24 protein-coding genes are annotated in these 26,575 nt (G+C 43.3%); 10 read left to right on the top strand and 14 right to left on the bottom strand.

Annotation, left to right across the window (positions count from 1 at the left end):
* Nucleotides 1–412: 412 nt before the first annotated feature.
* On the top strand, nt 413–877 hold the full coding sequence (locus tag AC0J2X_RS19620) for an RNA recognition motif domain-containing protein (RefSeq protein ID WP_014950707.1): 465 nt from the start codon (nt 413–415) through the stop codon (nt 875–877).
* A gap of 79 nt (nt 878–956) precedes the next feature.
* Here the strand turns inward: AC0J2X_RS19620 and AC0J2X_RS19615 are convergent, their stop codons facing one another.
* Entirely contained in the window at nt 957–2,270 is a 1,314-nt protein-coding gene (locus tag AC0J2X_RS19615) for a DUF5610 domain-containing protein (RefSeq protein WP_069944961.1), read from the bottom strand.
* Between the two features lie 176 nt (nt 2,271–2,446).
* Between AC0J2X_RS19615 and trmA the strand changes: the two genes are divergently transcribed.
* Nucleotides 2,447–3,544 carry a tRNA (uridine(54)-C5)-methyltransferase TrmA gene (gene trmA, locus AC0J2X_RS19610; RefSeq protein WP_014977407.1) on the top strand — a complete coding sequence of 366 codons (1,098 nt, stop codon included), beginning with the start codon at nt 2,447–2,449 and terminating at the stop codon, nt 3,542–3,544.
* Nucleotides 3,545–3,654: 110 nt separating this feature from the next.
* On the opposite strand, the gene fabR is transcribed toward trmA, so the two are convergent.
* Nucleotides 3,655–4,251 (bottom strand): HTH-type transcriptional repressor FabR, encoded by a 597-nt coding sequence (fabR, locus tag AC0J2X_RS19605; RefSeq protein WP_014977408.1) that lies wholly within the window; start codon nt 4,249–4,251, stop codon nt 3,655–3,657.
* 341 nt (nt 4,252–4,592) lie between these two features.
* On the opposite strand from fabR, the gene AC0J2X_RS19600 reads away from it, so the two are divergent.
* Both AC0J2X_RS19600 and sthA read left to right on the top strand, forming a co-directional pair.
* The gene (locus tag AC0J2X_RS19600; protein ID WP_014950711.1) at nt 4,593–5,720 is read left to right on the top strand and encodes an acyl-CoA desaturase; all 1,128 of its coding nucleotides are present in this window, start codon (nt 4,593–4,595) and stop codon (nt 5,718–5,720) included.
* Nucleotides 5,721–5,899: 179 nt separating this feature from the next.
* Nucleotides 5,900–7,321, top strand: coding sequence for a Si-specific NAD(P)(+) transhydrogenase (sthA, locus tag AC0J2X_RS19595; protein ID WP_014950712.1), 1,422 nt, complete (start codon nt 5,900–5,902; stop codon nt 7,319–7,321).
* 56 nt (nt 7,322–7,377) lie between these two features.
* Here the strand turns inward: sthA and AC0J2X_RS19590 are convergent, their stop codons facing one another.
* Nucleotides 7,378–7,683: a hypothetical protein gene (locus AC0J2X_RS19590; RefSeq protein WP_014950713.1), complete on the bottom strand. Its 306-nt coding sequence runs from the start codon at nt 7,681–7,683 to the stop codon at nt 7,378–7,380.
* Nucleotides 7,684–7,797: 114 nt separating this feature from the next.
* On the opposite strand from AC0J2X_RS19590, the gene AC0J2X_RS19585 reads away from it, so the two are divergent.
* Complete coding sequence (locus AC0J2X_RS19585) at nt 7,798–8,376, top strand: uracil-DNA glycosylase family protein (RefSeq protein WP_069944962.1); 579 nt, start codon at nt 7,798–7,800, stop codon at nt 8,374–8,376.
* On the opposite strand, the gene AC0J2X_RS19580 is transcribed toward AC0J2X_RS19585, so the two are convergent.
* On the bottom strand, nt 8,373–10,598 hold the full coding sequence (locus tag AC0J2X_RS19580) for a bifunctional diguanylate cyclase/phosphodiesterase (RefSeq protein WP_472996360.1): 2,226 nt from the start codon (nt 10,596–10,598) through the stop codon (nt 8,373–8,375). The genes AC0J2X_RS19585 and AC0J2X_RS19580 overlap by 4 nt on opposite strands.
* A gap of 214 nt (nt 10,599–10,812) precedes the next feature.
* Here AC0J2X_RS19580 and AC0J2X_RS19575 point away from each other — a divergent pair, with 214 nt between their 5' ends.
* Nucleotides 10,813–11,649, top strand: a complete 837-nt coding sequence (locus AC0J2X_RS19575; RefSeq protein ID WP_014977411.1) for a TIGR03899 family protein — start codon at nt 10,813–10,815, stop codon at nt 11,647–11,649.
* On the opposite strand, the gene AC0J2X_RS19570 is transcribed toward AC0J2X_RS19575, so the two are convergent.
* From AC0J2X_RS19570 to dusA, 10 genes are all read right to left on the bottom strand, one after another.
* Nucleotides 11,646–12,392, bottom strand: a complete 747-nt coding sequence (locus AC0J2X_RS19570) for a phosphoadenylyl-sulfate reductase (RefSeq protein ID WP_014950717.1) — start codon at nt 12,390–12,392, stop codon at nt 11,646–11,648. The genes AC0J2X_RS19575 and AC0J2X_RS19570 overlap by 4 nt on opposite strands.
* The gene (gene cysI, locus AC0J2X_RS19565; RefSeq protein WP_069944963.1) at nt 12,382–14,103 is read right to left on the bottom strand and encodes an assimilatory sulfite reductase (NADPH) hemoprotein subunit; all 1,722 of its coding nucleotides are present in this window, start codon (nt 14,101–14,103) and stop codon (nt 12,382–12,384) included. The genes AC0J2X_RS19570 and cysI overlap by 11 nt, the downstream gene beginning before the upstream one ends.
* Nucleotides 14,103–15,926: an assimilatory sulfite reductase (NADPH) flavoprotein subunit gene (locus AC0J2X_RS19560; RefSeq protein ID WP_069944964.1), complete on the bottom strand. Its 1,824-nt coding sequence runs from the start codon at nt 15,924–15,926 to the stop codon at nt 14,103–14,105. Before AC0J2X_RS19560 ends, cysI begins: the two co-directional genes overlap by 1 nt.
* Nucleotides 15,927–16,125: 199 nt before the next feature.
* Nucleotides 16,126–16,881, bottom strand: a complete 756-nt coding sequence (locus AC0J2X_RS19555) for a TIGR04219 family outer membrane beta-barrel protein (RefSeq protein WP_069944965.1) — start codon at nt 16,879–16,881, stop codon at nt 16,126–16,128.
* Nucleotides 16,882–16,884: 3 nt separating this feature from the next.
* A complete protein-coding gene (locus AC0J2X_RS19550; protein WP_014950721.1) occupies nt 16,885–17,877 on the bottom strand; it encodes a DUF2333 family protein in 993 nt (330 codons plus the stop codon).
* 154 nt (nt 17,878–18,031) lie between these two features.
* The gene (locus AC0J2X_RS19545; RefSeq protein WP_014977415.1) at nt 18,032–18,394 is read right to left on the bottom strand and encodes a hypothetical protein; all 363 of its coding nucleotides are present in this window, start codon (nt 18,392–18,394) and stop codon (nt 18,032–18,034) included.
* A complete protein-coding gene (locus AC0J2X_RS19540; protein ID WP_014950723.1) occupies nt 18,394–18,594 on the bottom strand; it encodes a PspC domain-containing protein in 201 nt (66 codons plus the stop codon). The genes AC0J2X_RS19545 and AC0J2X_RS19540 overlap by 1 nt, the downstream gene beginning before the upstream one ends.
* Nucleotides 18,595–18,655: 61 nt before the next feature.
* On the bottom strand, nt 18,656–19,324 hold the full coding sequence (pspA, locus tag AC0J2X_RS19535) for a phage shock protein PspA (RefSeq protein ID WP_069944966.1): 669 nt from the start codon (nt 19,322–19,324) through the stop codon (nt 18,656–18,658).
* 332 nt (nt 19,325–19,656) lie between these two features.
* Nucleotides 19,657–19,944 carry a hypothetical protein gene (locus AC0J2X_RS19530; RefSeq protein WP_014950725.1) on the bottom strand — a complete coding sequence of 96 codons (288 nt, stop codon included), beginning with the start codon at nt 19,942–19,944 and terminating at the stop codon, nt 19,657–19,659.
* Between the two features lie 192 nt (nt 19,945–20,136).
* On the bottom strand, nt 20,137–21,111 hold the full coding sequence (gene dusA / locus AC0J2X_RS19525; RefSeq protein ID WP_240491616.1) for a tRNA dihydrouridine(20/20a) synthase DusA: 975 nt from the start codon (nt 21,109–21,111) through the stop codon (nt 20,137–20,139).
* Between the two features lie 414 nt (nt 21,112–21,525).
* On the opposite strand from dusA, the gene AC0J2X_RS19520 reads away from it, so the two are divergent.
* Genes AC0J2X_RS19520 through AC0J2X_RS19505 form a run of 4 tightly spaced genes read left to right on the top strand, consistent with a single transcriptional unit; the run spans nt 21,526 to nt 26,475 of the window.
* A complete protein-coding gene (locus AC0J2X_RS19520; protein WP_014950727.1) occupies nt 21,526–22,077 on the top strand; it encodes a hypothetical protein in 552 nt (183 codons plus the stop codon).
* A gap of 3 nt (nt 22,078–22,080) precedes the next feature.
* Nucleotides 22,081–23,847 (top strand): OmpA family protein, encoded by a 1,767-nt coding sequence (locus AC0J2X_RS19515; RefSeq protein ID WP_014977418.1) that lies wholly within the window; start codon nt 22,081–22,083, stop codon nt 23,845–23,847.
* Nucleotides 23,848–23,859: 12 nt separating this feature from the next.
* Entirely contained in the window at nt 23,860–24,345 is a 486-nt protein-coding gene (locus tag AC0J2X_RS19510; protein WP_472996356.1) for a Rab family GTPase, read from the top strand.
* Nucleotides 24,346–24,354: 9 nt separating this feature from the next.
* Entirely contained in the window at nt 24,355–26,475 is a 2,121-nt protein-coding gene (locus AC0J2X_RS19505; RefSeq protein ID WP_472996355.1) for a putative bifunctional diguanylate cyclase/phosphodiesterase, read from the top strand.
* Nucleotides 26,476–26,575 lie beyond the last annotated feature (100 nt).

Below are 26,575 nucleotides of genomic sequence, written 5' to 3'. Positions count from 1 at the left end.
TGTCTAAATTTTTAAAGAACATTCACTTGAAGCCGTTGCTTCTTAGTGACTCACCCTGTTCGAGTGAGGTGCGCATTTTACATCGTTTATTTTCGATGTCAACCATGTTTTTAAACTTTTTATTTGTTTGAAAACTTGGTTTCGCACTTGTTGCTAAGTTGGCTTTGTTTTTCTCGAAGCCCCCTCAGAACGTGGAGCGCATTATAGATACCTCTTGTGAAAGATCAACACTTAAATTGGATTTTTTTGCTTTTTAAGCCACTTTTGGTGTTAACCGCTCATTTCTGCATCATTTCTAGCGACTCAATCCATCTTTAGACTAGTTTTTTCACATTTTATTGTTCAATTTGTTACAAATGAGTAAACTATATACAGCCTCCAACACCATAATAAACAATAGAAAGGTAGGTATATGAAAGTAGGCTTTATTCAATGCGCTGTTATTAGCGCTATTTTTGCAATTGCAGGTTACTTGTTATTTTCTTCTGCTAGTTTAAACGTCCATGTTCCACTGACCGTCTCAGCAGCTCTGCTGATCAGCGGTATCGTTACTCCTTGGCTAGCGTCTCTTATTCAAAGTCCATCTTCCTCAGATGCCAGAGCACATTCTAATGACGGATCAGTAGAAACTTTATATGTGGGTAATTTGCCTTATAGAGCAAACGAGAACGCAGTAAAGGAATACTTCAGTAGCTTTATTGAAGTACAGTCGGTTCGCTTAATGAAGGATCGTAAAACTGGAAAAAGAAAAGGATACGGCTTTATCGAAGTTGTAACTGACGACTTAAACAGCGTTATCGATAAAACTAACGACTCAATCTTCCAGGAGCGAACCCTAAAAGTTCGCCCTGCAAAGGACAAAGTCGAACACGCATAATTTTGTGAGTACGGTTTATAGGCTATAAAAAAGCCCGGTTAGCTTTCGCTACCGGGCTTTTATATTAGCAAATAGTTAGTTATTCACTTGTCTCAGCAGATTGAGGAAGTCCATTAAGTAACGTTTGATTAAAAGCGTGAAACCTATTTATAGCAGATACAAGATCTGGCACTTGCACGTCTTTCATCTCATTAATCAACCCACCTATTAAGGTATTATAGTCTTCGTTACTTCCTAACGTACTTTCGGCATTAGCAAAAGTATCCATCATCTTTTCTAGATATTGCGCTATAGGGCTAACCACATTTCCAAACTTCGAATTATCGCTTTTGTCTTCATTGTAATGTTGGATGTTCTCATACGTCTTTAGCACTTCTGTCTGTGTTGTTCTATTTAACTGTAACGCGTAGCCAACTAACTCTTTATCGTCAAAGCCTAAACTTAACGCTTCTTCAAATGCTTTGTCGATGTCACCACTGTAAAAGGTGTCGGCGAGATCCTGAACTTGACCAACCAAATCAGCTATCGACTCTAACTCATCTTCATCAAGCTCGCCTTTCAATGAAAAGCTAATACCGCTTCGCTCATAGTATTGGTACGAAGTTTGTTGTTGGTATGACGCTAAAAAATTGTTATCGCCTTGCTCGTCACTACCGCCTGATTGCTCCTGAGATGCCTGTGCTTGGAAATTAAGTTGTTGAGACGCTTGGAACGAGCGAAGACTCTCAAAACTAAAACTCACTTCGTCGCCATCTTTAGTTCGAATCAGCAAGCTTCCGCTTTTCTCATCCGATGCAGCTACCGCGTTTAAGGACGAAAGCGTTACAGCGTTCGGCTGCTGGCGACCAAATATGTCAGTTTCCAGATCGTTTATTCCTGTATCGATGAGATCGCGGCTTTTTGTCATCCCTTGCTCAATCTCTTCATTCATAAAACCAGCGAGGTCTTTTTCAGCCATAGCGAATCCACGGCTTACGCCTTCTCTCGCTTGGCTAAATAAGCCATTAAGCTTTTCTTCGCTGGCACCACCGTTTGCCGCACCTCTAATGACGCCACCTACGAACTTAAGTACGTTTCTGGCAACTTTTTCAAAGTCGAACAAACTGTTCGACTTATCTTCAATGCTTTTCTCTTTGGCTTCTTGTGGCTTTTGGCCATCTATAACTAACGCTTGGTTAAGACTACTACTTACCACACGTAAGCCGATGCTAGTTTGGCTACTGGAAACAGATACTGATGCCGCTTGTTGTTTAGAAAACTCAGCCGCTTGCTGCAATCCGTCTTGCTGTAACTGCTTTTTCAACATTTCGTTCGGGTGAACTGATGCCTTTTGATCTGCTTTTTGATCGACCTTCTGGTCGCCCATAAAAGCCTTAATTTGACCCACGTTCATAATTTGATCCTCACTATCCTCAATCTTATTATCGGCAAAGAACCAGTATTGTTTAATTTTAATACAGCTTTTTTTACAGGGTCGTTCCTAATAATAATGCAGAAGTAGATAGCGCTTGTTGCAGTTATTTTATAAGGGACTACAATTCGCGACCTCAACATTGAATGGAGAATTTTATGACCGCGACCGAACAACAACGCTATCAAGCTCAGTTGGACGAAAAAGTAGAACGTCTTACTGCGTTACTTTCTCCGTTCAATGCGCCTGACTTAACCGTATTTCCATCGCAACCAACGCACTACCGTATGCGCGCCGAATTTAGAGTATGGCATGAGGGCGATGATTTGTTTCACATCATGTTCAACCAGGAAACAAAAGAAAAGTATCGCGTAGATAGCTTTCCTCCTGCTTGTAAAGCAATAAACGATGCTATGGCGCTGTTGTTAAAAGAAGTAAGACCAAATGAAGCGCTAAGAAAGAAGCTTTTTCAAATCGATTATCTTTCTGCACTATCTGGCGAGCTTGTCATCAGCCTTTTATACCATCGTCAACTAGATGAGAAGTGGCAAGAGGCTGCAAAAGAATTAAAGGCGAAACTCGAGGCTCACTTTCCGAAAGTAAACATCATCGGCCGTGCGAGAAAACAAAAGCTTATTATCGACAACGATTTTGTTATTGAGCGCTTACCCGTTAATGGCAAAGAATTCATATTTAAGCATATCGAAAATAGCTTCACTCAGCCCAATGCCGAAGTGAACTGCAGCATGATTGAATGGGCACTAGATTGCGTAAAGCCGCTCTCTGGCGATTTACTGGAGATGTATTGCGGTGCAGGTAACTTCTCACTGCCGCTAGCGCTTCACTTCGATAATGTTGTGGGGACCGAAATAGCCAAGCCCTCTGTACAAGCTGCGCAGTTTAATATTGAACAAAATCAGCTTAATAATGTGAAGATCGTAAGACTCGCCGCTGAAGAATTCACTCAGGCTATGAAAGGTGAACGTACGTTTAGTCGCTTAGAAGGCATTGATCTAAGTACATATAATTTCACAACTGTATTGGTCGATCCACCAAGAGCTGGGTTGGATGAAGACTCGCTTAGAATGATTCAGGATTACGATAATATCGTGTATATCTCGTGTAACCCTGAAACGTTGGCGCAAAATCTTGAGCTTTTAAGTGAAACTCACGACGTTGCTCAATCAGCACTATTCGATCAATTCCCGTTTACTCATCACATTGAGGCTGGCGTTTTACTTACACGCAAAAGCTAGTTTTGGTACAAATTGACAAGGCCTTTGGAGTCACAAAGGCCTATGAAGACGTATTAAAATAAGGTGGCTTTGATTAGAGCAAACGATGTGGACTTAAACCACTAATTCAATTATACGCTTTTTTGCGTTGCACCTACTTGAACGAAGCGAAGCTGCGCTTTCACTCTCTCACCGATTTCTCGGCGAAGTTTATCGTCTGCTTCTAATGCCTCTGCCCCAGCACTGAATACGAGCCTTACCATAGCATCAGCTTGAAGCTGCGCGCATGCGTATTCTACGCCCTGCTGTTCAATAATGTAGTCGGTCAACTCGTCGATGAAGTGTTGAATCTCTCTAAATACTGCCAACCGATAAGCCGACGACGTACCAGTATGCTCGCGTAGTAATAAACGAAATACGTTTGTATTTGCCGCAATAAATTCCATGAAGGTTTCAACAGAAGTATGTATTACGCCGCCTCCAGAGGCTATACGCCGCCTTGCCTGACGCATAAGCTGCCGCAATGCTAAACCGGCTTCATCCACCAGCGTTAAACCCAATTCGTCCATATCTTTGAAGTGCCGATAAAAAGACGTAGGTGCTATACCTGCCTCTCGGGCAACTTCACGCAAGCTGATTGCCGATAAGCTGCGATTTTCATCGAGCAAAGAAAACGCAGCATGAATGATATTTTGGCGGGTTTTTAATTTCTGTTCTTGTCGACTCACATTCGCACCATAGGTTGATTAGCTCTGAACGGCTTGATGATTTTTAGCGCTTGGGGTTGAAGCCCTTACGTCATCTGTATAGCCATTAACGCAATCAAACTTCGTACATCAAAGACTAGCATGTGTAGTTTATCGCAACACACACCAGTGGGGAAAGAGAAACAGAATCATCTCTTTTATAAACAAGCATTAAGCATAAAAAGCCACAATTAACGAGCGCTTCAGCGTAGCTTTACTATAATTAAACTTTACACATGTAAGCAGAACTAATCTGGGTTTTGCTTGCCTGAAGCCTCGTAAAACGATAAATTAGCGAACAGTTGTAAGCCAAGTTGTATAAAATGAAAAAACCTCCTCTTATCCTTACTAATGTGCTGGTATTTATTATATCTGGCGCAATTGCGTTTATTGGTGTGCCGCTATGGGTGGCGTATCAAGGCATCGATTGGGCAGAAATCGGTGCGGCTATATTCCTATTTTACTTTACCGGTATGTCTATAACTGCCGGCTATCACCGCTTATGGTCGCATAAAACTTACGACGCCAATGTGGTAGTTCGTGTGATCCTTGCGATTGGTGGCGCTATGGCGCTGCAAAATAGTATTTTGCACTGGTCGTCAGATCATCGCGTTCATCATCGTCATGTTGATGATAACGACAAAGACCCCTACTCTGCGAAGAAAGGGCTTTGGTTTGCGCATATCGGCTGGATGTTGCGTGAGTATCAGGCCAAACGTTACGATGACTACAGTAACTGTAAAGATCTTCAAAAAGATAAAGTGGTGATGTGGCAGCATAACTACTATTTGCCCATCGTGCTGGCGGCCAACTTTGGTATCACAGGTCTTCTAGGCTATTTAAATGGTGACGTATTAGGCATGATCTTGGTAGCCGGTGTACTTCGCCTGGTGCTAGTGCATCACGTAACCTTCTTTATCAATTCTCTTGCTCATTTTTGGGGTAGCCAGCCTTACACCGATAAGAACACAGCACGAGATAACGGTATTCTTGCATTTTTTACCTTTGGTGAAGGTTATCACAATTACCATCACATCTTTGAGTACGACTATCGTAATGGCATTCGCTGGTATCAGTTTGATCCTACAAAATGGCTTATTAAGGGGTTATCACTGGTAGGACTGACATCCAACCTTCGCAAAGTGCCAGAAGAGCGCATCGAGAAAGCGTTAGCAGCAATGCAGCTGCAAAGAGCAAGTGAAAAAGTATCGCTACTGCCTAATGCTGAAGAGATGATGCACACCATTCAAGAAGAATACGACTTGTTAATGCAGCGCATGAGTGAATACTACGCCACGAAAAAACGTGTTATGCGCGTTAAACAACGCACCCTAAAGCGCAGTATCGAAGGGCTTGAGCTTGCATACAAGTACAAAGAGCTGAAACACGCATTTGCTGTACAGAAAGAGAAATGGACACAGTTACATAGTTTGTCATTGCAAATGGCGTAAATTAACGCCCTCTTTTATACGTTTGAACGCTAAAAACCACATAAGTGTCTGCTTATGTGGTTTTTTTTTATTCTATAGTTGGATAAGGTCGTTATACTAAAACCAGAATCATTCATTTTGTATTACGGCTAACCTAGTGGTGATATCGCATTACAAAAGTAACAACATGGGAAAGTAAGATGGCAACGAAGCAAAAAACCAAAGCCCCGTCGTATCATTACGACGCTATCGTTATTGGCACAGGTCCTGGTGGAGAAGGCGTTGCAATGCAGCTTGCCAAAGCCGGAAAAAAAGTGGCGGTTGTTGAGCGCTACGAGGCAGTGGGAGGGGGTTGTACCCATTGGGGAACCATTCCATCGAAAGCGCTTCGTCACTCAGTAAGTCGTCTTATTGAATATAACTCTTCTCCCTTGTTTGCCGACAACCACTTAAGTAAGAGTCTTACGTTTTCTGACATCATGCGCCATGCTAGCGGTGTGGTAAAAAGCCAAACTCGACTTCGCTCTTCTTTCTACGACAGAAATCGTGTGACGCTATTTCACGGCGAAGCCAGTTTCGTAGATGCGCATACGTTAGAGATAACCCGTAAAGATGGCTCTAAAGATACAGTCACTGCTGGCCAAATTGCTATTGCCACAGGGTCGCGTCCTTATTGTCCTAAAGACATCGACTTTAATCACCCGCGTATTTATAACTCAGACACTATCCTATCTTTAGATCACGATCCCAAATCAATAATTATCTATGGCGCTGGGGTCATTGGCTCTGAATATGCCAGTATTTTCAGAGGACTAGGCGTAAAAGTTGACCTCGTTAACATGCGCGATCGCTTACTGTCATTTCTTGATGACGAGATATCAGACGCACTCAGTTATCACCTGTGGAACAATGGCGTACTCATCCGGCACAATGAGGCCTATTCTTCGGTTGAAGCTACCGATGACTCGGTTATTTTAAACTTAGAGTCGGGCAAGCGTATGCGCGCAGATTGTCTCTTGTTTGCTAACGGAAGAACGGGTAATACAGATACACTTAAACTCGAGAATATTGGTTTAAAAGCCGATGGCAGAGGCCAACTCAAGGTTAACGAAAATTATCAAACTGACGTAGACAATGTATTTGCAGTCGGCGATGTCATTGGCTATCCAAGTTTAGCATCTGCGGCTTATAACCAAGGTCGCTTTGCCGCTGAAGCTATGCTTGGCATAAAAACACATTCGGCATTGGTAGAAGATATTCCGTCAGGCATATACACAATCCCAGAAATAAGTTCTGTTGGTAAAACAGAGCAAGAGCTTACTGCAGCGAAAGTGCCTTATGAAGTGGGAAGAGCTCAGTTCAAACATTTGGCCAGAGCCCAAATCGCGTCAACGCAGACAGGAAGTCTGAAAATCTTGTTTCATCGCGAAACTAAAGAAATCTTGGGCATTCATTGTTTCGGTGAACGTGCCTCCGAGATTGTTCACATCGGCCAAGCGATCATGCAGCAAAAGGGCGAAGGCAATACCATAGATTACTTCGTTAACACTACGTTTAACTATCCAACCATGGCAGAAGCTTATCGAGTTGCTGCTATTAATGGACTTAATAGAATTTTCTAACGGACACAAAAAAGCCGGCGAGATTGTCGCCGGCTTAATATGCGTTAACTAAGAAATTAGTTACGGTTCGCAGCAAGCGCGTTAAGCGAATCTTTATGTGCTACGATGTCGATGTGCATATTTTCTTGATCGAACGTCATTGTTGCAATGGCGTAGTCACCCTGACTATCGCTTGCAATGTCGATCAACTTTGCTTGTGCATCACGGAAACGAATGTTATTGCCGATTTTGTCAGACATACATTGGTTATTCATTTCGAATGTTTTCGCATCCATGCAATCGAAAAGCTGGTTATCACCAGATTCCGCATGCGCAATACCAAAGGCCGCTGATAGAGCTAGGGTTAGTACTACTTTACGCATGTTTCTTCTCCTGTGTTACAGTCTACTACTGTCACTATTAAACATACTGTATATACATAAGATAGTCAAACTGAGATCATAGTTTTGTGACAAAAGTATGACAAAGAGAAATATTTGGAGAAAAATGTGAAAGGCCACGATGCACTGGTGGTTAAAGCGAGAAATTGTAGACTGTGTGCCCCTCACCTACCGCATCAACCCAACCCCATATTTAGCACTGCACCATCAACTAAAGTGCTTATTATTGGGCAAGCACCGGGGTTGAAAGCTCATGAACGCAACATTGCGTTTGATGATCCCAGCGGAGATCGGTTACGCGATTGGTTGTCTGTCTCGAGAGAGACCTTTTATAACCCTAGCTTAATTTCGGTGCTGCCAATGGGCTTCTGCTTTCCAGGTTATAAAAATGGAGCCGATGCCCCGCCAAGAAAAGAATGTGCTCCCGCTTGGCATAATGACTTTCTTCTTTATTTAAAACCTGAAGTAACGCTTTACGTGGGACGTTACTCGCAACAGTATTATTTACCGCAACACAAAACGTTAACTGAAGCAGTACGCAGTCCGACTGAAACACATTTCGTACTGCCCCACCCGTCAGGAAGAAACAACAGGTGGCTCGCTAAAAACCCTTGGTTTGAATTAGATATCCTTCCCAAGTTGCGAGACACTGTCGAATCTTTATTAAAAGTTTAGTCGTGCTCTTCAAGAAACGCTAAAAGCGCATCGAACGGCATAGGCTTCGCGTACAAGTAGCCCTGTGCTTCGTCACATCCAAGCTTTATCATGTAACTCGCCTGCTCTCTTTTTTCTACGCCTTCGGCAATAGTCAATAAGCCTAGCTTGTTCCCCAAAGTCACAATGGTCTCAGCAAGCACTGCGCTTGCACCCGGTTTAATGTCTTTGACAAAAGAACGATCGACCTTCAATCGATCTAACGGAAGCTGCTGTAGATAACTCATGGAGGAAAAGCCTGTTCCAAAGTCATCAATGGCTATTTTCACCCCAAATTCTTTTAACGAACGCAATGCATCTATTACAATTTGCGGCTCATCCATCACCACTCTTTCTGTTATTTCTAGCTCTAACAGGCTTGGGTCGCAGTTGGCGTTAGATAGTGCCTGCTTAACTTTTTCTACAAATAACCTGTCGCGGAACTGCGGAATAGAGATGTTAACGGCAACTCTTAGATGGCCGTAGCCTTTTTCTTTCAATTCCTGAAGACGACGGCATGACTCTTCTAGCACCCATTCACCGATATCAACGATAAGACCTGAATACTCAGCAAGTGGTACAAACACGGCGGGAGAAATGTATCCCCCTTCACCATTGGGCCAGCGTAGTAAGCCTTCCATGCCAACAACTTTTTCATTCAGTAAGTCCACTTGCGGCTGAAACCACAGCTCCAGCTTTCTTGCTGCAAAGTCACTTCGGAGTTGGCGAATCATATCTAGGCGCCAAGTCGTCTGATCTTCAATATCTTTGGCGTAATATTCGAAGTTATCTGTTAGATTTTTCTTAGCACGGTTTAACGCAATATTCGTGCGCTTTAAAATCTCAATGCCGATGTGGCGTTTATTGTCTAACTTGCACAATCCAAGTGTTATATTCACCGGAAGGGTGTGATCACCTACCTGAAATGAAGACTGGAAAATGTTGTTAATGGACTTGGGGCATACCAGATCGTCAGGACCAATAAGACCAAATACATCAGCACCTATGCGGCCTTTTTTCACTATGCTATCGAAAGAAGATTGAAAGCGATCGCTAATAGCTCGCAACAATTCGTTGCCGACTTCTTGCCCTAAACCATCATTTATATCGGAAAAGTGATTTACGTCGATAAGAGCTACGCTATAGTTTTCTCCGGCAAACAAATGAGGTTTATCGAGCATATTGATAAATTCATTGCGGTTTGGCAGACGGGTTAACCAGTCTCTGAACGCCGCATTTCTTAATTCATGGAAAAGATTAACGTTTTCGTATCCCACTGAAATACTGGATAGAAAAACCTCAAGTAAGTGCTTGTCTAGCTCACTAATCTCGTGGGTTTGTCGAACAAATACGGCAGCTTCAAAACCAGCGCGGCTGATATACAGCACAGAGCAACTGGGCTCAAAAATGTGCTTTTTAAGACGTAGGCACCGACTAATGTTTTCTTCAATTTCAAGGTTTTTAAGCGTGAACACAGGCTGGTTTATAAATTTCGCATACTCACCCGCAGCGCCAAGCACGTAAACCTCTTCGTCCTCTCGGTCTAGCAAAGAACCCGCTCTTGCGCACAATAAACCTTCGGAATCTAAACCAATAAGCGAACTAATCTGAGTAACTACACCTTCGCAAAACTCTTTCACCGAATGTTCTTCAAACAAGTTCGCTGAAGAGGTGATTATTTTCTCTAAACCAGCACGGCTTTGACTAATCGTTACAATTTGCTGATAAGAGCGTAGTGAGGAAATGATAGTAGTTAGTAATTTGGCGCGAGTAAGTTCTGTTTTGGTTTTGTAGTCATTGATATCGTAAACTTTAATGACTTGCTCTTCAGGCGCGTAGCCGGGCTGGCCCGTACGTAAGATAATTCGAGGTTCAACTAACTTCATGTCTTCGCGGATGTATTTAACAACATCAAAACCCGCGTCATCAGTCTCCATAACGACATCAAGTAAAATTATGGCAATGCTGTTGCCATATTCGTGCAGCATTTCTTTGGCTTGTTTTGCTGAATAAGCGTGGATGAAGTTTAATTTGCGATCGTTTACGATGAGATCAGATAGCGCGAGACGCGTTACGGTGTGAATCTCTTCATCGTCATCGACAATAAGAATGTTCCAGTCTTTGCCCAATAAGGTTTGCTCTTCAACTGAACCATCATCATCTAAAAAAATTAATTCGTCGTTATCGTAATCCATTGCCGACATTACCGCTCATTTCCTCGATACAAACAAAACAAGAATGCGCTACTCATTGTATTAAGGCAACGATTACATTGATAAATGGGTTACGCAATGCAATAGTGCTCTCATGTTACATGCCATTTTACATTCGATCATTTAAGCATTTATGAAGATTACATCCCAGCACTTTTCCCCTGAGGTAAAAAAACCACAGGAAACGGAAGAGAAGACTGTAAAGGTGACAGCCGAATCGCCTGCGGCTGAAAAAGCGGCCAGCAACGCAGTGAAAACCGATGCTAGTCGCCAACGCATGCTTTCCTGGTTTGCCAGAGTGGGTATAAGCCCCTCTATGATGTCCCCTGATCCTAAAAAGCAAAAGCATGCATTAGAAAGAAGAAAACAAATATTAGAAACCCAAAAAGCGAGCAATCTTCAAGCTGTATTAAATATAGCATTAAATGTGACGATCAACGAACAAACTAGCGATAATCTTGATCCCGACTGGTTTTTCGCATTTAGTACCATGGCTGAGGAAATTTACAGCCCACCCATGCAGGAATTATGGGGAAAGATTTTTGCCGTTGAGGTGGCTCGCCCGGGCAGTTTTTCCCTTCGTACATTGCAGCTATTAAAGACGCTAACGCATAGGGATGCACAAGTATTCAATAAGGCTGTGAATGTTGCGAGTAGAAGAAATAACGATGCGGTCCCGCGTATTCTTGTGGGGTATCACAAACGCAAAGGCTTGCTTTCACTATTGAGACGCCCTGTTCCTGAGCAAATTAACTTAGCCAACGTAGGGTTGAGTTACCCTGATCTGTTGTCTTTGCAAGAGATGAAGTTGATTTATACCAGCGAAATTGAAAGCGCCGAATACAATGAAGGTCAGCAAGTAACCTGGCGATGCGTAAATGAAAATATTTCATTAACCAGTAAAACGTCTGGGGTTGCATTGGTGTATTACAAGTTCACTTCGGTTGGCAGTGAGCTGTATAAATTAGTGACTAAATCGCCTAATGAAGCGTATTTAACCAGCATTAAGTCGGTGTTAGGCGAGGTATTTAACGTAAGTTAAATACCGTCACCAAATTCGTGCAATCCACACTCGCGTTTCAAACCAAAGAAGCGCGTGTCTTGCTCACTCATTCCTTCTTGGAGCGACTGCGTGGTATGCCAATCACCGATGGATACATACCCTTGCTCCCAAAGCGGATGATAAGACAAGTCGTTATCTTTCAGGTAGTAATGTAAGTCTTTGTTGCTCCAATCAATGATCGGGTAAAGTTTAAACTGCTGCCCTACTTTTTGTAGAACTGGAAGCTTTCCCCTAGTATCTGATTGGCTTCTACGCAAACCTGCAAACCACGTACCTGCTTTCAGGTCACGTAAGGCGCGCTGCATTGGCTCAACTTTGTTCATCTTATTGTATTTCTCAATACCTTCGATGCCTTGTTCCCAAAGTCTGCCAAAGCGCGCTTCCTGCCACGCAGAAGACATCTCTGCGCTGTACACATGCAAATTTAGATTGAGCTTTTCTACAAGTTCATCAATAAACTTATATGTCTCAGGAAAAAGATAGCCTGTGTCGGTAAGCACAACAGGAATATCCGGTTGTGCTTGGGTAAGCATATGCAGCATAACCGCCGATTGTGCTCCAAAGCTTGAAGACACAATATGAGTATCAGGCAAGTTGTCCAGCGCCCAAGCTACTCGCTCCTGCGCTGTCATTTTCTCTAACGTTTCATTGATATCAGCAAGGGCTTCCTTACTGATATCAAGCGTTAGTGGTTGCTGCTTAATCGCTGTATTATTCGTCATAGAAATCCCGTGCGGAGTCTACTACTGGTTTTACAACACCAGCGCGAACAACATAATCACCAAAGGCTTCACCCGCTTCACGATCTTTGGCCCACTGGCCAAACAGTGAATCTAGTTCTGCCATGATTTCCTGTTCGCTTATGTTTTCTCGATACATACGTGGAATACGTGTACCTTCTCGGTTTCCACCCAAATGCAAATTGTATTTGCCTGGGCCCTTACCTACTAAGCCAACCTCAGACAACATCGCGCGACCACAGCCATTCGGGCAGCCTGTTACACGGAAGATTACGCTGTCTTCTTCCAATCCGTGTTTGGCAAGCAAACCTTCTAGCTCCGTAACGGCATCCGGCAAGTAGCGCTCAGCTTCTGCCATGGCTAACGGACAGGTTGGCAATGCAACACAGGCCATTGAGTCAAGTCGCTGGTTAGAAATCGATGGCGCTATTAAGCCATGTTCGCGGGCTAATGCTTCAATTTTGTCTTTGTCTTGCGGCGCTACACCGGCAATAATCAAATTCTGGTTTGCCGTTAAGCGGAAATCACCTTTGTGGATCTTCGCAATTTCGGCACAGCCTGTTTTTAGCGTTTTACCTGGGTAATCTAAAATACGGCCGTTCTCAATAAATACGGTCAGGTGATATTTACCGTCAATACCTTCAACCCAGCCAAAGCGATCGCCACGGCCCGTAAATTCATACGAACGGCTGTCTTGGAAAGTCACGCCTGCGCGTTTTTCAACTTCAGCCTTAAAGTTGTCTACCCCAACACGCTCTAACGTATATTTGGTTTTCGCGTTCTTACGATTAACACGGTTCCCCCAATCACGCTGAGTTGTTACAACCGCTGCGGCAACGTCTAGCGTGTTTTCAAGCGGAATAAATCCGAAATCAGAGGCTTTACGCGGGTACGTGCTCTTGTCGCCGTGAGTCATTGCAAGACCACCACCGACAAGTACGTTAAAGCCAACTAGCTGTCCATTTTCAGCAATCGCAACAAAGTTAAGATCATTCGCGTGAACATCTACATCGTTTTGCGGAGGAATCACCACCGTCGTTTTAAACTTACGCGGTAAATAGTTATCACCCAAAATAGGCTCTACAGGCTTTTCAGTCGTTTCGACTTTTTCACCGTCTAACCAAATTTCAGCATACGCGCGGGTTTTAGGTAGTAAGTGTTCACTTATCTTCTTCGCCCATTCAAATGCCTGAAGGTGAAGCTCAGATTCAACCGGATTTGACGTACATAGTACGTTTCGGTTTACGTCGCCTGCCGTAGCAATAGAGTCGATGCCTACCTTGTTTAGCATTTGGTGCATGGACTTAATCTTAGGCTTTAACACACCGTGAAACTGGAAAGTTTGACGGGTTGTTAAACGAATGCTGCCGTACATGGTGTGATCGGCTGCAAACTTATCAATCGCTAACCATTGGTCAGGCGTAATAACACCACCAGGTAAACGGGCACGCAACATCACATTGTGAAGCGGCTCAAGTTTCTGCTTTGCACGCTCAGCGCGAATATCACGATCGTCTTGTTGGTACATACCGTGAAAGCGAATAAGCTGAAAGTTATCAGCGGTGAAACCACCAGTGAGATCATCTTTAAGATCGGTAGTGATGGTGCCACGCAAATTATTACTTTCACGCTTTAAACGCTCGTTGTCAGCCAGTTTGCCCTCAACGATAAATGGTGATTTTTCGTTACTCATTAATAGACATCCTTCTGATAACGTTTCGCTTTACGTAACTCTACAACATAGGCTTTTGCATCGGCTTCAGATTTACCGCCGTGCTCTTGCACAATACTAATTAGGGCGTTCTCTACATCTTTCGCCATGTGCATTGCATCGCCACACACATAGAAGTGTGCGCCCTGCTCTAGCCATTCATACACCTCTTTACCGTTTTCTAGTAAACGGTGCTGAACATATACTTTTTCTTCTTGGTCACGAGAAAATGCCAGCGTAATTTTGTCTAGCAGGCCTTCTTTAACGTAGCCTTGCCATTCCACTTGATATAGAAAATCTTGCGTGAAATGTGGGTTGCCAAAGAACAACCAGTTTTTGCCTTCTGCGCCTTGTACGTCACGCTCTTGCATGAACGATCTAAATGGTGCAATACCCGTACCCGGGCCGACCATGATCACTGGCGTATTTGGATCAGCGGGCAAACGGAAGTTATCGTTACTTTCTACGAACACTTCTACGTCGCCATTTTCTTCTAGATATTCACACAAAAAGCCAGATGCGCCGCCTTGATGACGATGTCCAAACGCTTCATAGTCGACGTGAGCTACGGTTAAATGTACTTCTTCTTCCACTTCGGCTTGGCTTGATGCTATCGAGTACAAGCGAGGCGTTAGCGGTCGCAAAGCATCGACAAGCTGTTGTTCAGACAACTTACCCGGATGGTCGCGCACAATATCAATAATTTGACGTTCGGCCATGTAGGTACGCAGCTGCGCTTTATCTTCCATCAATGTAGCCAATGATTCAGAGCCTGTCGCCTCTTGATATGACTTAATGAAATTAGGGTAACTTAAGGTTAATTCAAGCTTCGACGTTAATGCTTCGGTGAGTGACATGGTCGCGTCAGCCAGAGACACTTCTGTATTGCCGTTTAATGACAAGATACTAATAAGCTCTGACACTAGAGATGCTGCATTTTTAAACCATACACCAAGCGCATCACCTGGCTTATAGGTAATTCCGCTATCTTCAAGGCTTATTTCAATATGGCGTATATCTTTAACAGAATCACGACCTGTGATTTTTTGTGCGTCAATTAAGGTCGCTTTAAACGGCGCTTTCTTGGTGTAAGTTTGCGCTGCTACACCCTGCACTGCCGCGCCAGTTTGCGCTGCTACCGCTGTTTGCGGAGCTGCACTAAAATCGTCTTTTAGCGAGTCGATGAGCTTGCTCAGCCATGCTTCGGCTTCCGCTTCATAATCAACGTCGCAGTCCAGACGCTCTACAATAGCTTTACCGCCAAGCTTACCTAAGCGTTCATCAAAGTCTTTACCCGTTTGACAGAAAAACTCGTAACTACTGTCACCTAAACCCAAAACTGCATATTTGGTATCAGCAAGCTTCGGGGCTTTTTTGCCAGCCAAGAATTCATGTAGCTCAATAGCATCGTCTGGTGCATCACCTTCACCATGGGTACTAACAAATACCGCAACGTGAGTTTCTGCTTTCAAGTTACGTGGCTTGTAATCTGCCATGCTAACCAGCTTGCTATTAAAGCCCGCTTCTTCTGCTTTCGCTTGACACTGCGCTGCAACACCTTTTGCATTACCGGTTTGTGAACCGTACAAAATAGTAAGCGTTGGCGCGTCACCCGCTACTGCAGGAGTGCCTTGCATCATTGGTGCAACCGAACCACCTTGTGCAGCAGCCATGCCCGCAGCATAACCACTTACCCAAGTAAGTTGATCACGATTTAAGCCTGCAATGGCTTGCGTTATTGCATTCCACTGCTGTTCGTTTAATACCGCGCCTGGCGCTGAGTTCGAATTAGAATCTTGTGACATAGTCTTTTAGCCTTTTATCAATGGCGCTAAGGCTAACGGCTTTCTTCAAGAAGAGAAAAGAATAAATGAAACTTTTTTATTACTGAAAGTGCTAATGACTGTGCGAATAGGTAATAACACAATTGAATTTGGGCGAGAAGCAACAAAAAAGGGCGAGGCTGCAATCGCAGCCTCGCCCTTTAAAATCCGTATTTGAGGCTTAGAAGTGAAGTTCTAGCCCTGCGAATACACCATCGAATTCCATATCAGCGTACACATCATCAAGGTCTTCAATATCTACCGTTACATTTCTGTAACCCACCTGAAGCGTCATATCAACCGCTAAACTTTCAATAAACGAGTACTGAATTGCAGCTTGATAATCACTAAGCTCATGGTCGTCGAACGACAAATAGCTTCCTTCAAAGTATGCTGATAAACCTGTAAACGGTAAACCTAGCTGAACCTTTGAGTAGGCCATTGGAACAATACCAGAGAACTCTGCAGATCCGCTTGTGTCACTCGCTCTATCCACAACGAACAGTGCGCCGTCGATGTACTTCGCATTAACACCTAAGTCAAAGCTCACTAGATCGTTATCAAATAACTCGTAGTACAAAATGACATCTGTAGCATCAAGCTCTACATCTGTATTAACCGTGGTGCTTTCAGTAAACAGTTCGCCGTCGAAAGTGAATTCAGACTGAAGCGTTGTGGTGCCCGAGTTATCTAATGTCGTGTGATTTACTTTTACATTAGGTAAAAACGGTACAGGATGCTCAAAGGCAATGTATAGCGCCGTATTGGTCTCATCATCAAAGTTAAAGTCAGCGGTGTTGTTGCTATCAGCAAAACCGCCCTGCGTGTCGGTTTGCCATACCTGGGCTCCAACATATACGCCTGCGATAGTGTCTGCATGAGATGAAACTGAAACTAATGCGCATCCCAATGCGGCAGCTATAAGACCCTTTTTCATTAATTATCCTTGATTAAGAAGTTCTGAAAGTTCAATTAAAGCAGCGTTTGCACGAGAAATATAGTTTGCCATTACCAAAGAATGGTTCGCTAACATGCCAAATCCACTACCATTTAAAATCATTGGACTGAATACCGACTGCTGTGTCGCTTCCAGTTCACGAATAATTTGCTGAAGACTAACCAATGCATTCTTATCTTCCAATACGTCGTAAAATTCAATTTCCACGGCTTTTAGAAAGTGAAGTAAAGCCCACGTAGCACCGCGTGCCTCATAGAAATTATCGTCTAGTTTCCACCAACTCGTTTTAACTACACGCTGGCTGGCTACAGGAGAAGACTGCTTTGCATTCGAGTCACCCGCCAGATCAGTGTTCAATCTAGCTGATCCTACGCTGGCACTAAGTCTTTGTGAATAACTGCCCAACCGTTTTTCTACCTGTTTCAACCATTCGCGCAAGTTGTCTGCGCGAGTATAAAACTGACTGTCGGTGTTTCGGGTATTCGCTAGCTCGTCACGGTATTTTTTTAGAAGCTCTATACCGTCAGAGTAACTCGATTCAGAAGAAGGCAACGCCCAGCTTTTGTGATCCATATTAAACTTAGGGTGAGCTTTTGTAAGGTATGGATTTTCAATAGATTGGGACTGAGAGCGGCTGAAGTCTTTACGCATAGAGAGTGCAAGGTCTCGCACCATTTCCAGCGCACCGAATTCCCATGCGGGCATGTTATCTAAAAAGATGCCAGGAGGCGTAATGTCGTTAGAAAGATATCCACCAGGCTTATCAAGTAAGGTTTCCGACACATCAATCATGGTTGTTGTTAATGTGTAACCCGCAATATTAGTTGGATTCTCAACAGGCGAGTTTTGCTTTAAACGTTGTCTAACATCAAACGTGTCTGGGGATAAGCTCCAATACCATCCTATTAGCCAGAAAAGTAAAACTATCACTACAGCGACAATCGCTATCCGTTTTGAGTTAATAGATTGTCTCATATAACACCAACCTTCCTTTTAAATAACAAATAGCCGACGGAGGTCAGCTATTTGTAGTCTTAATACTATGTGAAAAATGCGAAACCTTTGTGACGGTCGTCTTTATATCACCATCTTTTACTACGTTAACACAACTTAAATAAAATTATGATGATTATACATTATGGTGCATATTTCGGTCATTTTGCTGCTTATAAGCGGCAGAGTTTCGATTTTTCAAAGCATATAGCGCTATCGCGATAAGTATAATTGGCCAAAATGCACTTACTCCCACCACTAATAATGCTAAAAATCCTGCGCCTAGCGCTAAAAGAATTGTGCCCATAACGCTTACAGCAACAACGAAACCAACGATAGCGAGGACTACGCCGACTAGCGATAACACTGCTACGTTTTCCCAAGGACTTAGCAATTCATCTGACATGATTAAGTGCATACCCAACCAGCTATCTACTAAGCTGCCTAAACAATTCACCAAAATAATGGCGATGACCAATGCAATCAGAAAGTTTTTCATTACACTAATCTCGGTAATAAGATAACGGCTGCAATATAAGCCACTAGCGTAATAGGCGTAGCGATGAACAAGCCTGCTACAGCTGCCGCTCTAACCCATACTGCATCTATATCAAAATAACGTGCAACTCCTGCACACACACCTGAAATGATTCCAGAATCAAGGTCTCTATAAATTCGTTTTTGTGATGGTACTTTCATCATCTTCTCCAAAAATGCTTACTTCGATATCTACAATGCGGGCTGCGGCTCTCAAGGTCGCCTACGCGACCTTCTTCTTCTTAAGTTCAGCCAATTCCTTTTCGATAGCTTCATCTGCTTCCATTGCATCGAACTCGGCCTGCAGTGACGTTGCTTCATTCGACTTTGTTAGGTCGTACGCATCAACTTGCGCTTCTAGATGATCAATGCGCTGCTCGTAACTCTCAAAGCGCATCATGGCATCATCAATTTTTCCTTCGTGATCAGCTTGCTTCACTTTTAAGCGTGTTTGCGCTGAATGCTTGCGTTGAACCAGCGTTTTTTGCTTGGCTTTTGCTTCGGCTAACTTACTGTTCAGACGCGCAGTATCGCCTTGGATTTTTTCGATACTCTGTGCAATATGCGCTTCTTGTTCTTCAAGAGAAGCTAGCTTTGCAACATACTTTTGTTTTTCGATTAGTGCGGCTTTAGCCAATGACTCTTTGTCATTATTCATTGCGATCTGTGCTTTTTGCTGCCACCCTTCCACTTCTTTGTTTGCTGATGCCATATGGCGTGCAAGGGTTTTCTGCTGAGCAATAAAGCGCGCTGCATCAGTGCGAACCTCAACTAAGGTTTCTTCCATTTCTTGAATAATCAAACGAATGATTTTTTCAGGATCTTCCGCTTTATCTAGCATTGCGTTGATGTTTGCTTGAACAATATCGTTAATGCGCGAAAACATACCCATGATTATTTCTCCGTTAAAAGTAGTGTTGTGGTTTCCAGCACTTATTCTTAGTTACGCTGACCGCTGGTTACCGCTGACTGAGTTCTCCTCAACACTCTAACTATTACAATCACCGTGCCATTTATTTAAAGCACTGTTTTTAAAAGACTTTAATTTAATTCCGGAAATTACCAACTGTACACCAAGCGACCAAATACAATTTTTTAGCGTATTTAACCAACAAGTTTGTTAAATTGACCACCCCTGTTTTTTGCGTTTTTAATGTTTGAGCCACTGTGCTACACGCACAAAAAAAGCGCCTTTCGGCGCTTTTGCTAGATACCAATATCGAATTAGTCGGCATCTTGTTCTGTAGAACTACCTTCAGACGGGGTAGCAACAACTAAATCAGTCACGCTGACCTTACCACTTCCGCGCACTTCTTGTGGGCTTAGCTCAAAGTGATACGTTGCGTTTGCTACTGCTTGGTACACGTCAGCCTTAATTTCCTGTGATGTGGTAGCCACTGCGTTTGAAACCACATTAGTTAAAAACGTTTGAAGCACTGACTCTTCTGCATTTGCTACGCTGCTTGCCATGCTTGCTGTCAGTAAAGTTGCTGCGATTAGTGAAGTTTTCATAATTTCCCTCTGAAGTTAGTCAGTGCAACAACACGCCGTTGTTGCGATACTTAGAGGATTGCGAGAGCTGTGCCAACTCCTTTTAAAACACTTAAGGCATTGATATATATAAATTTAAATAAAAAAGCTCGCGAGACAGCGAGCTTAAAAGAATTGAACAAATATTAAACTTTGGTCAAAATTACTAAATCGTTAGTCTTTTTGACTATTAAACGCAGCGACATCCTTTTGTGCACTTTCTACAGCGTCTAGCGCATTTAGCAGCAGATTGGGATCTGGATTTTTTCCTGTTCCATTTTGGCTTAAGTATCTACGCCAAATACGTCCACCCGCTTGCCCTTGATAAAGACCCAAAATATGCCGAGCTGCATGCCAGGGTTTGAAATAGGGATCGTCTTGGCGTTCAATATACTGCTGCATTTTCAGCACAATTTCTCGGCGTGACATGCTCTGAGCTTCAGTATCTCCGAAAATCTCTTTATCTACGGTAGCCATAATGTAAGGATTGGCGTAAACCTCACGCCCTACCATAACGCCATCAACAAGTTCTAGCTGTTGCTGGGTTTCTTCTAGCGTTTTAACCCCACCATTTATGCTAATAGATAATTCAGGGCGAGCCTGTTTAAGTCTATGAACCCGCGGATAGTTTAACGGCGGAATTTCGCGATTTTCTTTTGGGCTCAATCCCTGTAGCCACGCTTTCCTTGCGTGAACAATAAAGGTATCGCATCCGGCATCTGCCACGGTATCGATGAAACGAGCGAAGTCTTCATCTTCGTCCATATCATCAATGCCAATACGGCACTTTACCGTAACGGGAATATCTACCGCAGCCTGCATGGCTTTGACACAACTTGCTACCACCTCTGGCTGAGCCATCAAGCAGGCACCGAAGCTACCGTTCTTAACTCGATCACTTGGACAACCTACGTTTATGTTAACTTCATCATAACCGCGCGCTTGTGATAGCTCAGCACACTTGGCCATGTCAGACGGATCGCTTCCGCCCAGTTGAACAGCAACAGGGTGTTCCTCTTGGTTGTAACCCAGATAGTCACCCTTGCCGTAAATGATCGCGCCTGTGGTTACCATTTCTGTATAGAGAAGTGTGTGCTTAGACATTAATCGTAAAAAGTAGCGACAATGGCGGTCTGTCCAATCCAGCATTGGAGCGACAGAGAATTTACGATTTAGTGGAGTGATAGACACGACAGGAACCTCAGACACAGTTATTACTTATATACCTCGCGTACGCGCGAGCGGCGTATAGTACCTATGTTCAATAAAAAAACAATGTCGCTTGCCATTATTTGATAGGCCTATTCCAGCCTTAAAAAACAGCTCAAATCGTAGAACGCATAAGTAAATCTTCATAGATTATTCAACTTACTGAAAAGATGGCGTTTTTTGTATAAGGATTTTTGTAGGTATTTGCCACTATTATGCTTTTAGCGTATTTCAAAGTTCACGATTAGCGGCTATTGTATAAAGTAATAACCATAATTATTAGCACAGACAAAAATGTGATTGCAGCTCATTAGCGTGTTCAACGCAAAGAACTGCGCCTTCCGGAGACATTTTATGGCGGACAAGAAGCCGAAGGATCAGCAAGCGCAAGACGTAACTCAAACTGAAGGCGCGCCCAAACCAGCAGACGAACTTGCTCAACTTAGAGAAATTTTGTTTGGTCAAACAAACCGTGCATTCCGTGCAGATCTTTCTGCGTTGGAGTCACGGGTTAACGACAGCTTCTCTAAACTGAATACGCATCTTGATAATCAGTTTAACGATATACGTAAGCTTATTGACCAACAGATCACAGAATTATCGAATCAGTTGGCCAGTGCTAACGACAACCACAGTAACGTGCAAGAGCAACTTCAAAACACCACTGACAAATTGCAAAGTGAATTGGAGATAGCGGAAACTGCTGCAAAGAATGACAACGATGCATTGGAAGCTCATGTGGTTAAAGAACTAGAGTCGCTTGATAATTTATTTAGTAAGCGTCACCAAGAGCTGCTAGAGAAGCTTCAGCAGGTAACCAGTGAGCTTTCAGAAAGTAAAACCGATAGAAAAACGTTGGCAAACTTACTTTCGACTATGGCCACCAACCTCGCTACAGATCATTAATTAATGACTGAAAAAGTGCCGCCGTCGGAGCTATCTGACAACTCTCTAGACAAAGTCAGAGAGCTACTCATTGGAAGGGACGACAAGTTCGTTCAAGAAAAGTTGAATCGCGATGCGAAAGGCATCGTGACAAACGTCGTTTCTGAAGCGCTCTTTGAACGCGAAACGAAGGACGGCTCAGTTAACAAAGTACTTGTTCCTCTTGTAGAGAAGTCGCTTCACCGCTCTATAGATGCTAATAGCGACAAGATTGTTGGTACACTTTATCCCTTGGTTGGCACGCTTGTAAGAAAGGCGGTATCTTCATTTCTTGTTGAGTTTGTCGAGCGCACTAACGCACTTATCGAAAACAGCTTAAGTCCCAAAAGCGTATCTTGGCGATTCAAAGCTTGGCAGTCCGGAGTCAGGTATTCTGAATTTGTCGCATCTCAAATTTACCAATACCAAGTCCAACAGCTGCTGGTCATTCATCGAGAGACCGGCACGTTACTTCACAGCATTTCTTCAGATCCTGATAAAGAAAAAGACGCAGACTTAATTTCGTCAATGCTAGTGGCCATTAATGACTTTGTGGCAGATGCATTTGGCGTTACCAGTAACGAGTCAGAAAACGAGCTCGGCGAGATAAAAACGGAAGACTTTACGCTGCTAATAAAAATTGGGCCACAAGCGCTGCTTGTTGCTGCGGTTACGGGCAGTATTCCTCCAGAGGTACGCGGAAAACTTCAACAGGCGTTGGAAGACTTTCATCAGTTCTATCAACAACCGTTGCTCACTTATGAAGGTGACAATGCGCCCTTCGACGGTTGCGAAACCATTCTTTCAGACTGCTTAATAAGCGAAAGAAAAGAGGGTGAAGGAAAAAAATCAAACCGATTAATAGGTGCACTAGTGCTTCTGGTGATTTTTTTCGCACTTGCAGTGCTGTCTTTTATGCGTTTGTCGCTAAGCATCTTAAAAAGCGACTTGCACGAGCTTCCCCCTCCACCTGGCATCATAGTAACTGATACTTATGTTTCCAATGGGAATGTGCACGCTAAAGTCCTTCGCGACCCAGTCGCTACCAGCATCGAACAATGGTTTAGCGATAATAACATCGATGCAGAAAGAGTTACTGTTATTGAAGAACCCTTTGTTTCTTTAAAACCAAGTGTGGTTGAACGCAAACTTGAAAAGCTCGTGAGCGACTATCCACTCAGCGAATCAGAAAGCCTATTAATTAAAAAAGGTGATGACCATAGCTTTATTATTTCAGGAACCGTATTCACCCCAACCGCAATTAACTTTACTCAGCAAATAAACGCTATTCCTGGTATTTCGACAGTTAACGTTGATACCACCGCGCTAAACGTCAAAGCAGCCTATCAAATTGACAATGCTGAGCTCCAGAAGGCCGCATTGAACCGACTAGTTAATAAGGTTTCCTCACAAAATGTACTTTTTGCTACTAACCAAGAAGCGCTTTCTGAAGTACAGTTAGCAAAATTAGAACCTCTGGCAAACGACATAAAACAATTGTTAACCCTTGCTGACAAGACAAAAACTGTTGTCAGTATTGTTGTAATGGGTGCCAGTGATAATTCAGGCTCAAGCGCACGAAATCGCGCATTGAGTCAAAAACGAGCAGAGAATGTTGTGAATTCATTAATTTCACTTGGCGTAGAAAGTGATATTCTTATACCTGTAAGCTTAGGAGAGCTACCATTGCAGAAAGCATCAATGGGGCGTTCAGTCATGTTAAACGTTTTAATATCCAGTGAGCAGCAGTAAGGAAGCTTTGCAGTGATACAGAAAAAAGTATGTATTTTAGGGCCCACTGGTGTTGGCAAAACAAGCCTGATAAAACAGTTCGTTGAAGGTATTTTCTCCGAAAAATACAAGACCACTATTGGCGTAAAAATAGACAAGAAACAAGTCAATAAAGACGGACGCGGCGTTCAGCTTCTACTTTGGGATTTAGAAGGTATCGACAGATACTGTGGCTTCAACCCTCGCTACCTTCGCGGCGCAAGCGCCTACATTATTGTAGTTGACCAAACTCGGTCTCAATCCTTGCTTGAAGGCATGGAAATTCTAGAACTCTCACGCGAACACTACCCCGATATCCCCGCATTTTTTGTTGTAAATAAAACCGATCTCCCCACAAGTTGGCACTGGAGTGAGGAAGAACTCAATTCTTACGCTCAAAAATTCGCTTCACTAACGAAGACCAGCGCAAAGACCGGCGAAAATGTAGAGAGTTTATTCAGTACAATTGCGTTTTGGTAGGAGATTGCCATGGATATTCATTTATTAAATGCATTGGGCATTACTAACTGCGCGCTATTTAGGTGTAACTCCGAAAGCGACATTGAATGCTTAACGCCAGAACTTCCATGGCTAGGAAATGTTGTTACGATTGACGAAAACAACAAACTGCAAAAGAAGCATATCCCCTCCATTTTTTTAGACGACTTTTTTCTCGATGCCGACGAAGTATGGAAAGGCGAAACGTCATTTACGCTTTCATCTGGCTTTTGGACGGAGCACAATGAGAGCCAAGTACTTCGCTTAGAAGCATTGGCAATTAATAGCGAATCGGGTTCTCGCTATCTGGTCGTTAAAAACGTAGAAGAGCAATTTGACGAAAAACGTAAAACGCTGCAAGCCGCGCGGGAATTATTGCTAAGCCATCACGAAATTGTAGGTCAGCATGAGTATATTAGGCACAAATTAAATGGTGTTTTACGCAAGAACACCCGACTTCAAAAGCTCGTTCCGCCCATTCAGCAAGCTATTCACAACCTGGAAACCGGCGTTATCATTTTAGACGACAAAGGCGGATTGATATTGGACAACAAAGCGTCTCATAGATTGCTGCTGTGTAATAGCACAACGCCAAGCTCTATTCGCGTCAACGAGCTTCTTACTGATATTGATGCGCCGGCAACGTTTCTTCCCGCACTGGTGCAGCGAAAAGCCCCCTGGCAAGGGGAGCTTTATTGGCAACCTGTTGACGATTATGGTGTGTGGCTTCAGGTTACCATTCACCCTGTATTACAAGGGGATGAGTTAACCCATTGGGTTTACCTACTTACCGATATTACCCATATCCACAATAAAGAAGAGAGCGTATTAACTGCCAGTGGAATGGACTCGTTAACAAAGGTAGCCAATCGCAATTTGTTTACCGATACAGTAAGAAGACTGGTTCAGGAAGAAATCGCATTCAAGTTGTTCATCATAGATATATGCGACTTTAAGAAGATAAATGAATCACTTAGCTATCAGTCGGGTGACGAGATCCTTAAATCGTTCGCACTGCGACTGCAGACCTTTGTCGGCAACAGCGGGTTTATAGCGAGAATAGGCAGCAATGAGTTTGCATTGGTGAAACGTGAAGATACCTTTAACGAACTTACCAGTGCCGAGTATATTGAGCAGCTAGTCAAAAAGCTCACTCAAACCTATACCGTTCTCAATGGCAGCGAGCCGAATTTAGGCATAAATATTGGCGAAGCGAACTTTCCCCGACACTGCCCGTCAACCGAATCACTTCTTCAGTGTGCTGACATCGCCTTGCAGGCCGCTAAATACCAAGGTCGCAATGTGGTACTTACCTACAGTGAAGAACTACACAAACAACATCATGCAATTAGCGAGCTTGAGAGTCAGCTACGTTCTGCCATCGAAAACAATGAACTCAAACTCTTTTTGCAGCCTATTGTCGATTTAGAGACTGGCAAAATTGTTAAATGCGAGGCATTGGCAAGATGGATAACGCCGGAAGGTAAGTTTATTTCCCCAGAAGTGTTCATTCCTCTTGCTGAAAAAAGTGAACTCATTTTCCCTTTCGGCGAGTGGCTTATCAATGAAGCTTGTGATGCTATAGAAGCGTTAAAGGCTTCTAATTTAGACATTAGGTTGGCCATTAATATCTCTGGCCGCCAAGTGTCAGATTTAGCACTACTAAACCAAATTAAAAACGCATTGGAAGATCACCAACTCCCCGGCTCAAACTTATCTATCGAGTTAACCGAAAGCGTGTTTGTGGAAAGCTTGGATACCGTTTCAGTATTACTCAACGAGCTTCGAGCAATGGGGATCACCGTGTCGATTGACGATTTCGGTACAGGTTTTAGTTCACTGGTGTATCTGAAGAAACTGCCTATCGATGAGCTTAAGATTGACCGTTCCTTTGTCAGTGAACTTGAGAAAAACACCGACGACCAAGCTATCGTTCAGGCTATTCTTGGACTGGCGAGCAACTTAAACATTAAGATTATTGCAGAAGGTATTGAAACCCAACAGCAGCAACAGTTTTTGCAAAATCATCGGTGTGCTTATGGTCAGGGTTACTTATATCAGCGCCCCGTTGCCATACCTGAATTTATAACTTTAGCGCAAAAGCTAAAGTAAGCTTAAGCAAAGCTTCATCAGCCTGTGTCGTCCTAATATAGGTTGACAGTTATTAGGCCAGCTCTCGAAGCTGGCCTTTTCTATTATGCACTGCGTTAGG

This window comes from Alteromonas sp. R7, assembly GCF_055755235.1.
The sequence above is the reverse complement of the archived record's forward strand: the minus strand, read 5'-3'. Positions and strand labels throughout refer to the sequence as shown.

Bases quoted from the DNA above. Each gene is read 5' to 3' on its own strand.
- AC0J2X_RS19620 (WP_014950707.1), top strand. From the start codon at position 413: ATGAAAGTAGGCTTTATTCAATGCGCTGTTATTAGCGCTATTTTTGCA.
- AC0J2X_RS19615 (WP_069944961.1), bottom strand. From the start codon at position 2,270: ATGAACGTGGGTCAAATTAAGGCTTTTATGGGCGACCAGAAGGTCGAT.
- trmA (WP_014977407.1), top strand. From the start codon at position 2,447: ATGACCGCGACCGAACAACAACGCTATCAAGCTCAGTTGGACGAAAAA.
- AC0J2X_RS19600 (WP_014950711.1), top strand. From the start codon at position 4,593: ATGAAAAAACCTCCTCTTATCCTTACTAATGTGCTGGTATTTATTATA.
- sthA (WP_014950712.1), top strand. From the start codon at position 5,900: ATGGCAACGAAGCAAAAAACCAAAGCCCCGTCGTATCATTACGACGCT.
- AC0J2X_RS19590 (WP_014950713.1), bottom strand. From the start codon at position 7,683: ATGCGTAAAGTAGTACTAACCCTAGCTCTATCAGCGGCCTTTGGTATT.
- AC0J2X_RS19580 (WP_472996360.1), bottom strand. From the start codon at position 10,598: ATGTCGGCAATGGATTACGATAACGACGAATTAATTTTTTTAGATGAT.
- AC0J2X_RS19570 (WP_014950717.1), bottom strand. From the start codon at position 12,392: ATGACGAATAATACAGCGATTAAGCAGCAACCACTAACGCTTGATATC.
- cysI (WP_069944963.1), bottom strand. From the start codon at position 14,103: ATGAGTAACGAAAAATCACCATTTATCGTTGAGGGCAAACTGGCTGAC.
- AC0J2X_RS19560 (WP_069944964.1), bottom strand. From the start codon at position 15,926: ATGTCACAAGATTCTAATTCGAACTCAGCGCCAGGCGCGGTATTAAAC.
- AC0J2X_RS19555 (WP_069944965.1), bottom strand. From the start codon at position 16,881: ATGAAAAAGGGTCTTATAGCTGCCGCATTGGGATGCGCATTAGTTTCA.
- AC0J2X_RS19550 (WP_014950721.1), bottom strand. From the start codon at position 17,877: ATGAGACAATCTATTAACTCAAAACGGATAGCGATTGTCGCTGTAGTG.
- AC0J2X_RS19545 (WP_014977415.1), bottom strand. From the start codon at position 18,394: ATGAAAAACTTTCTGATTGCATTGGTCATCGCCATTATTTTGGTGAAT.
- AC0J2X_RS19540 (WP_014950723.1), bottom strand. From the start codon at position 18,594: ATGAAAGTACCATCACAAAAACGAATTTATAGAGACCTTGATTCTGGA.
- pspA (WP_069944966.1), bottom strand. From the start codon at position 19,324: ATGGGTATGTTTTCGCGCATTAACGATATTGTTCAAGCAAACATCAAC.
- AC0J2X_RS19530 (WP_014950725.1), bottom strand. From the start codon at position 19,944: ATGAAAACTTCACTAATCGCAGCAACTTTACTGACAGCAAGCATGGCA.
- dusA (WP_240491616.1), bottom strand. From the start codon at position 21,111: ATGCTGGATTGGACAGACCGCCATTGTCGCTACTTTTTACGATTAATG.
- AC0J2X_RS19520 (WP_014950727.1), top strand. From the start codon at position 21,526: ATGGCGGACAAGAAGCCGAAGGATCAGCAAGCGCAAGACGTAACTCAA.
- AC0J2X_RS19515 (WP_014977418.1), top strand. From the start codon at position 22,081: ATGACTGAAAAAGTGCCGCCGTCGGAGCTATCTGACAACTCTCTAGAC.
- AC0J2X_RS19505 (WP_472996355.1), top strand. From the start codon at position 24,355: ATGGATATTCATTTATTAAATGCATTGGGCATTACTAACTGCGCGCTA.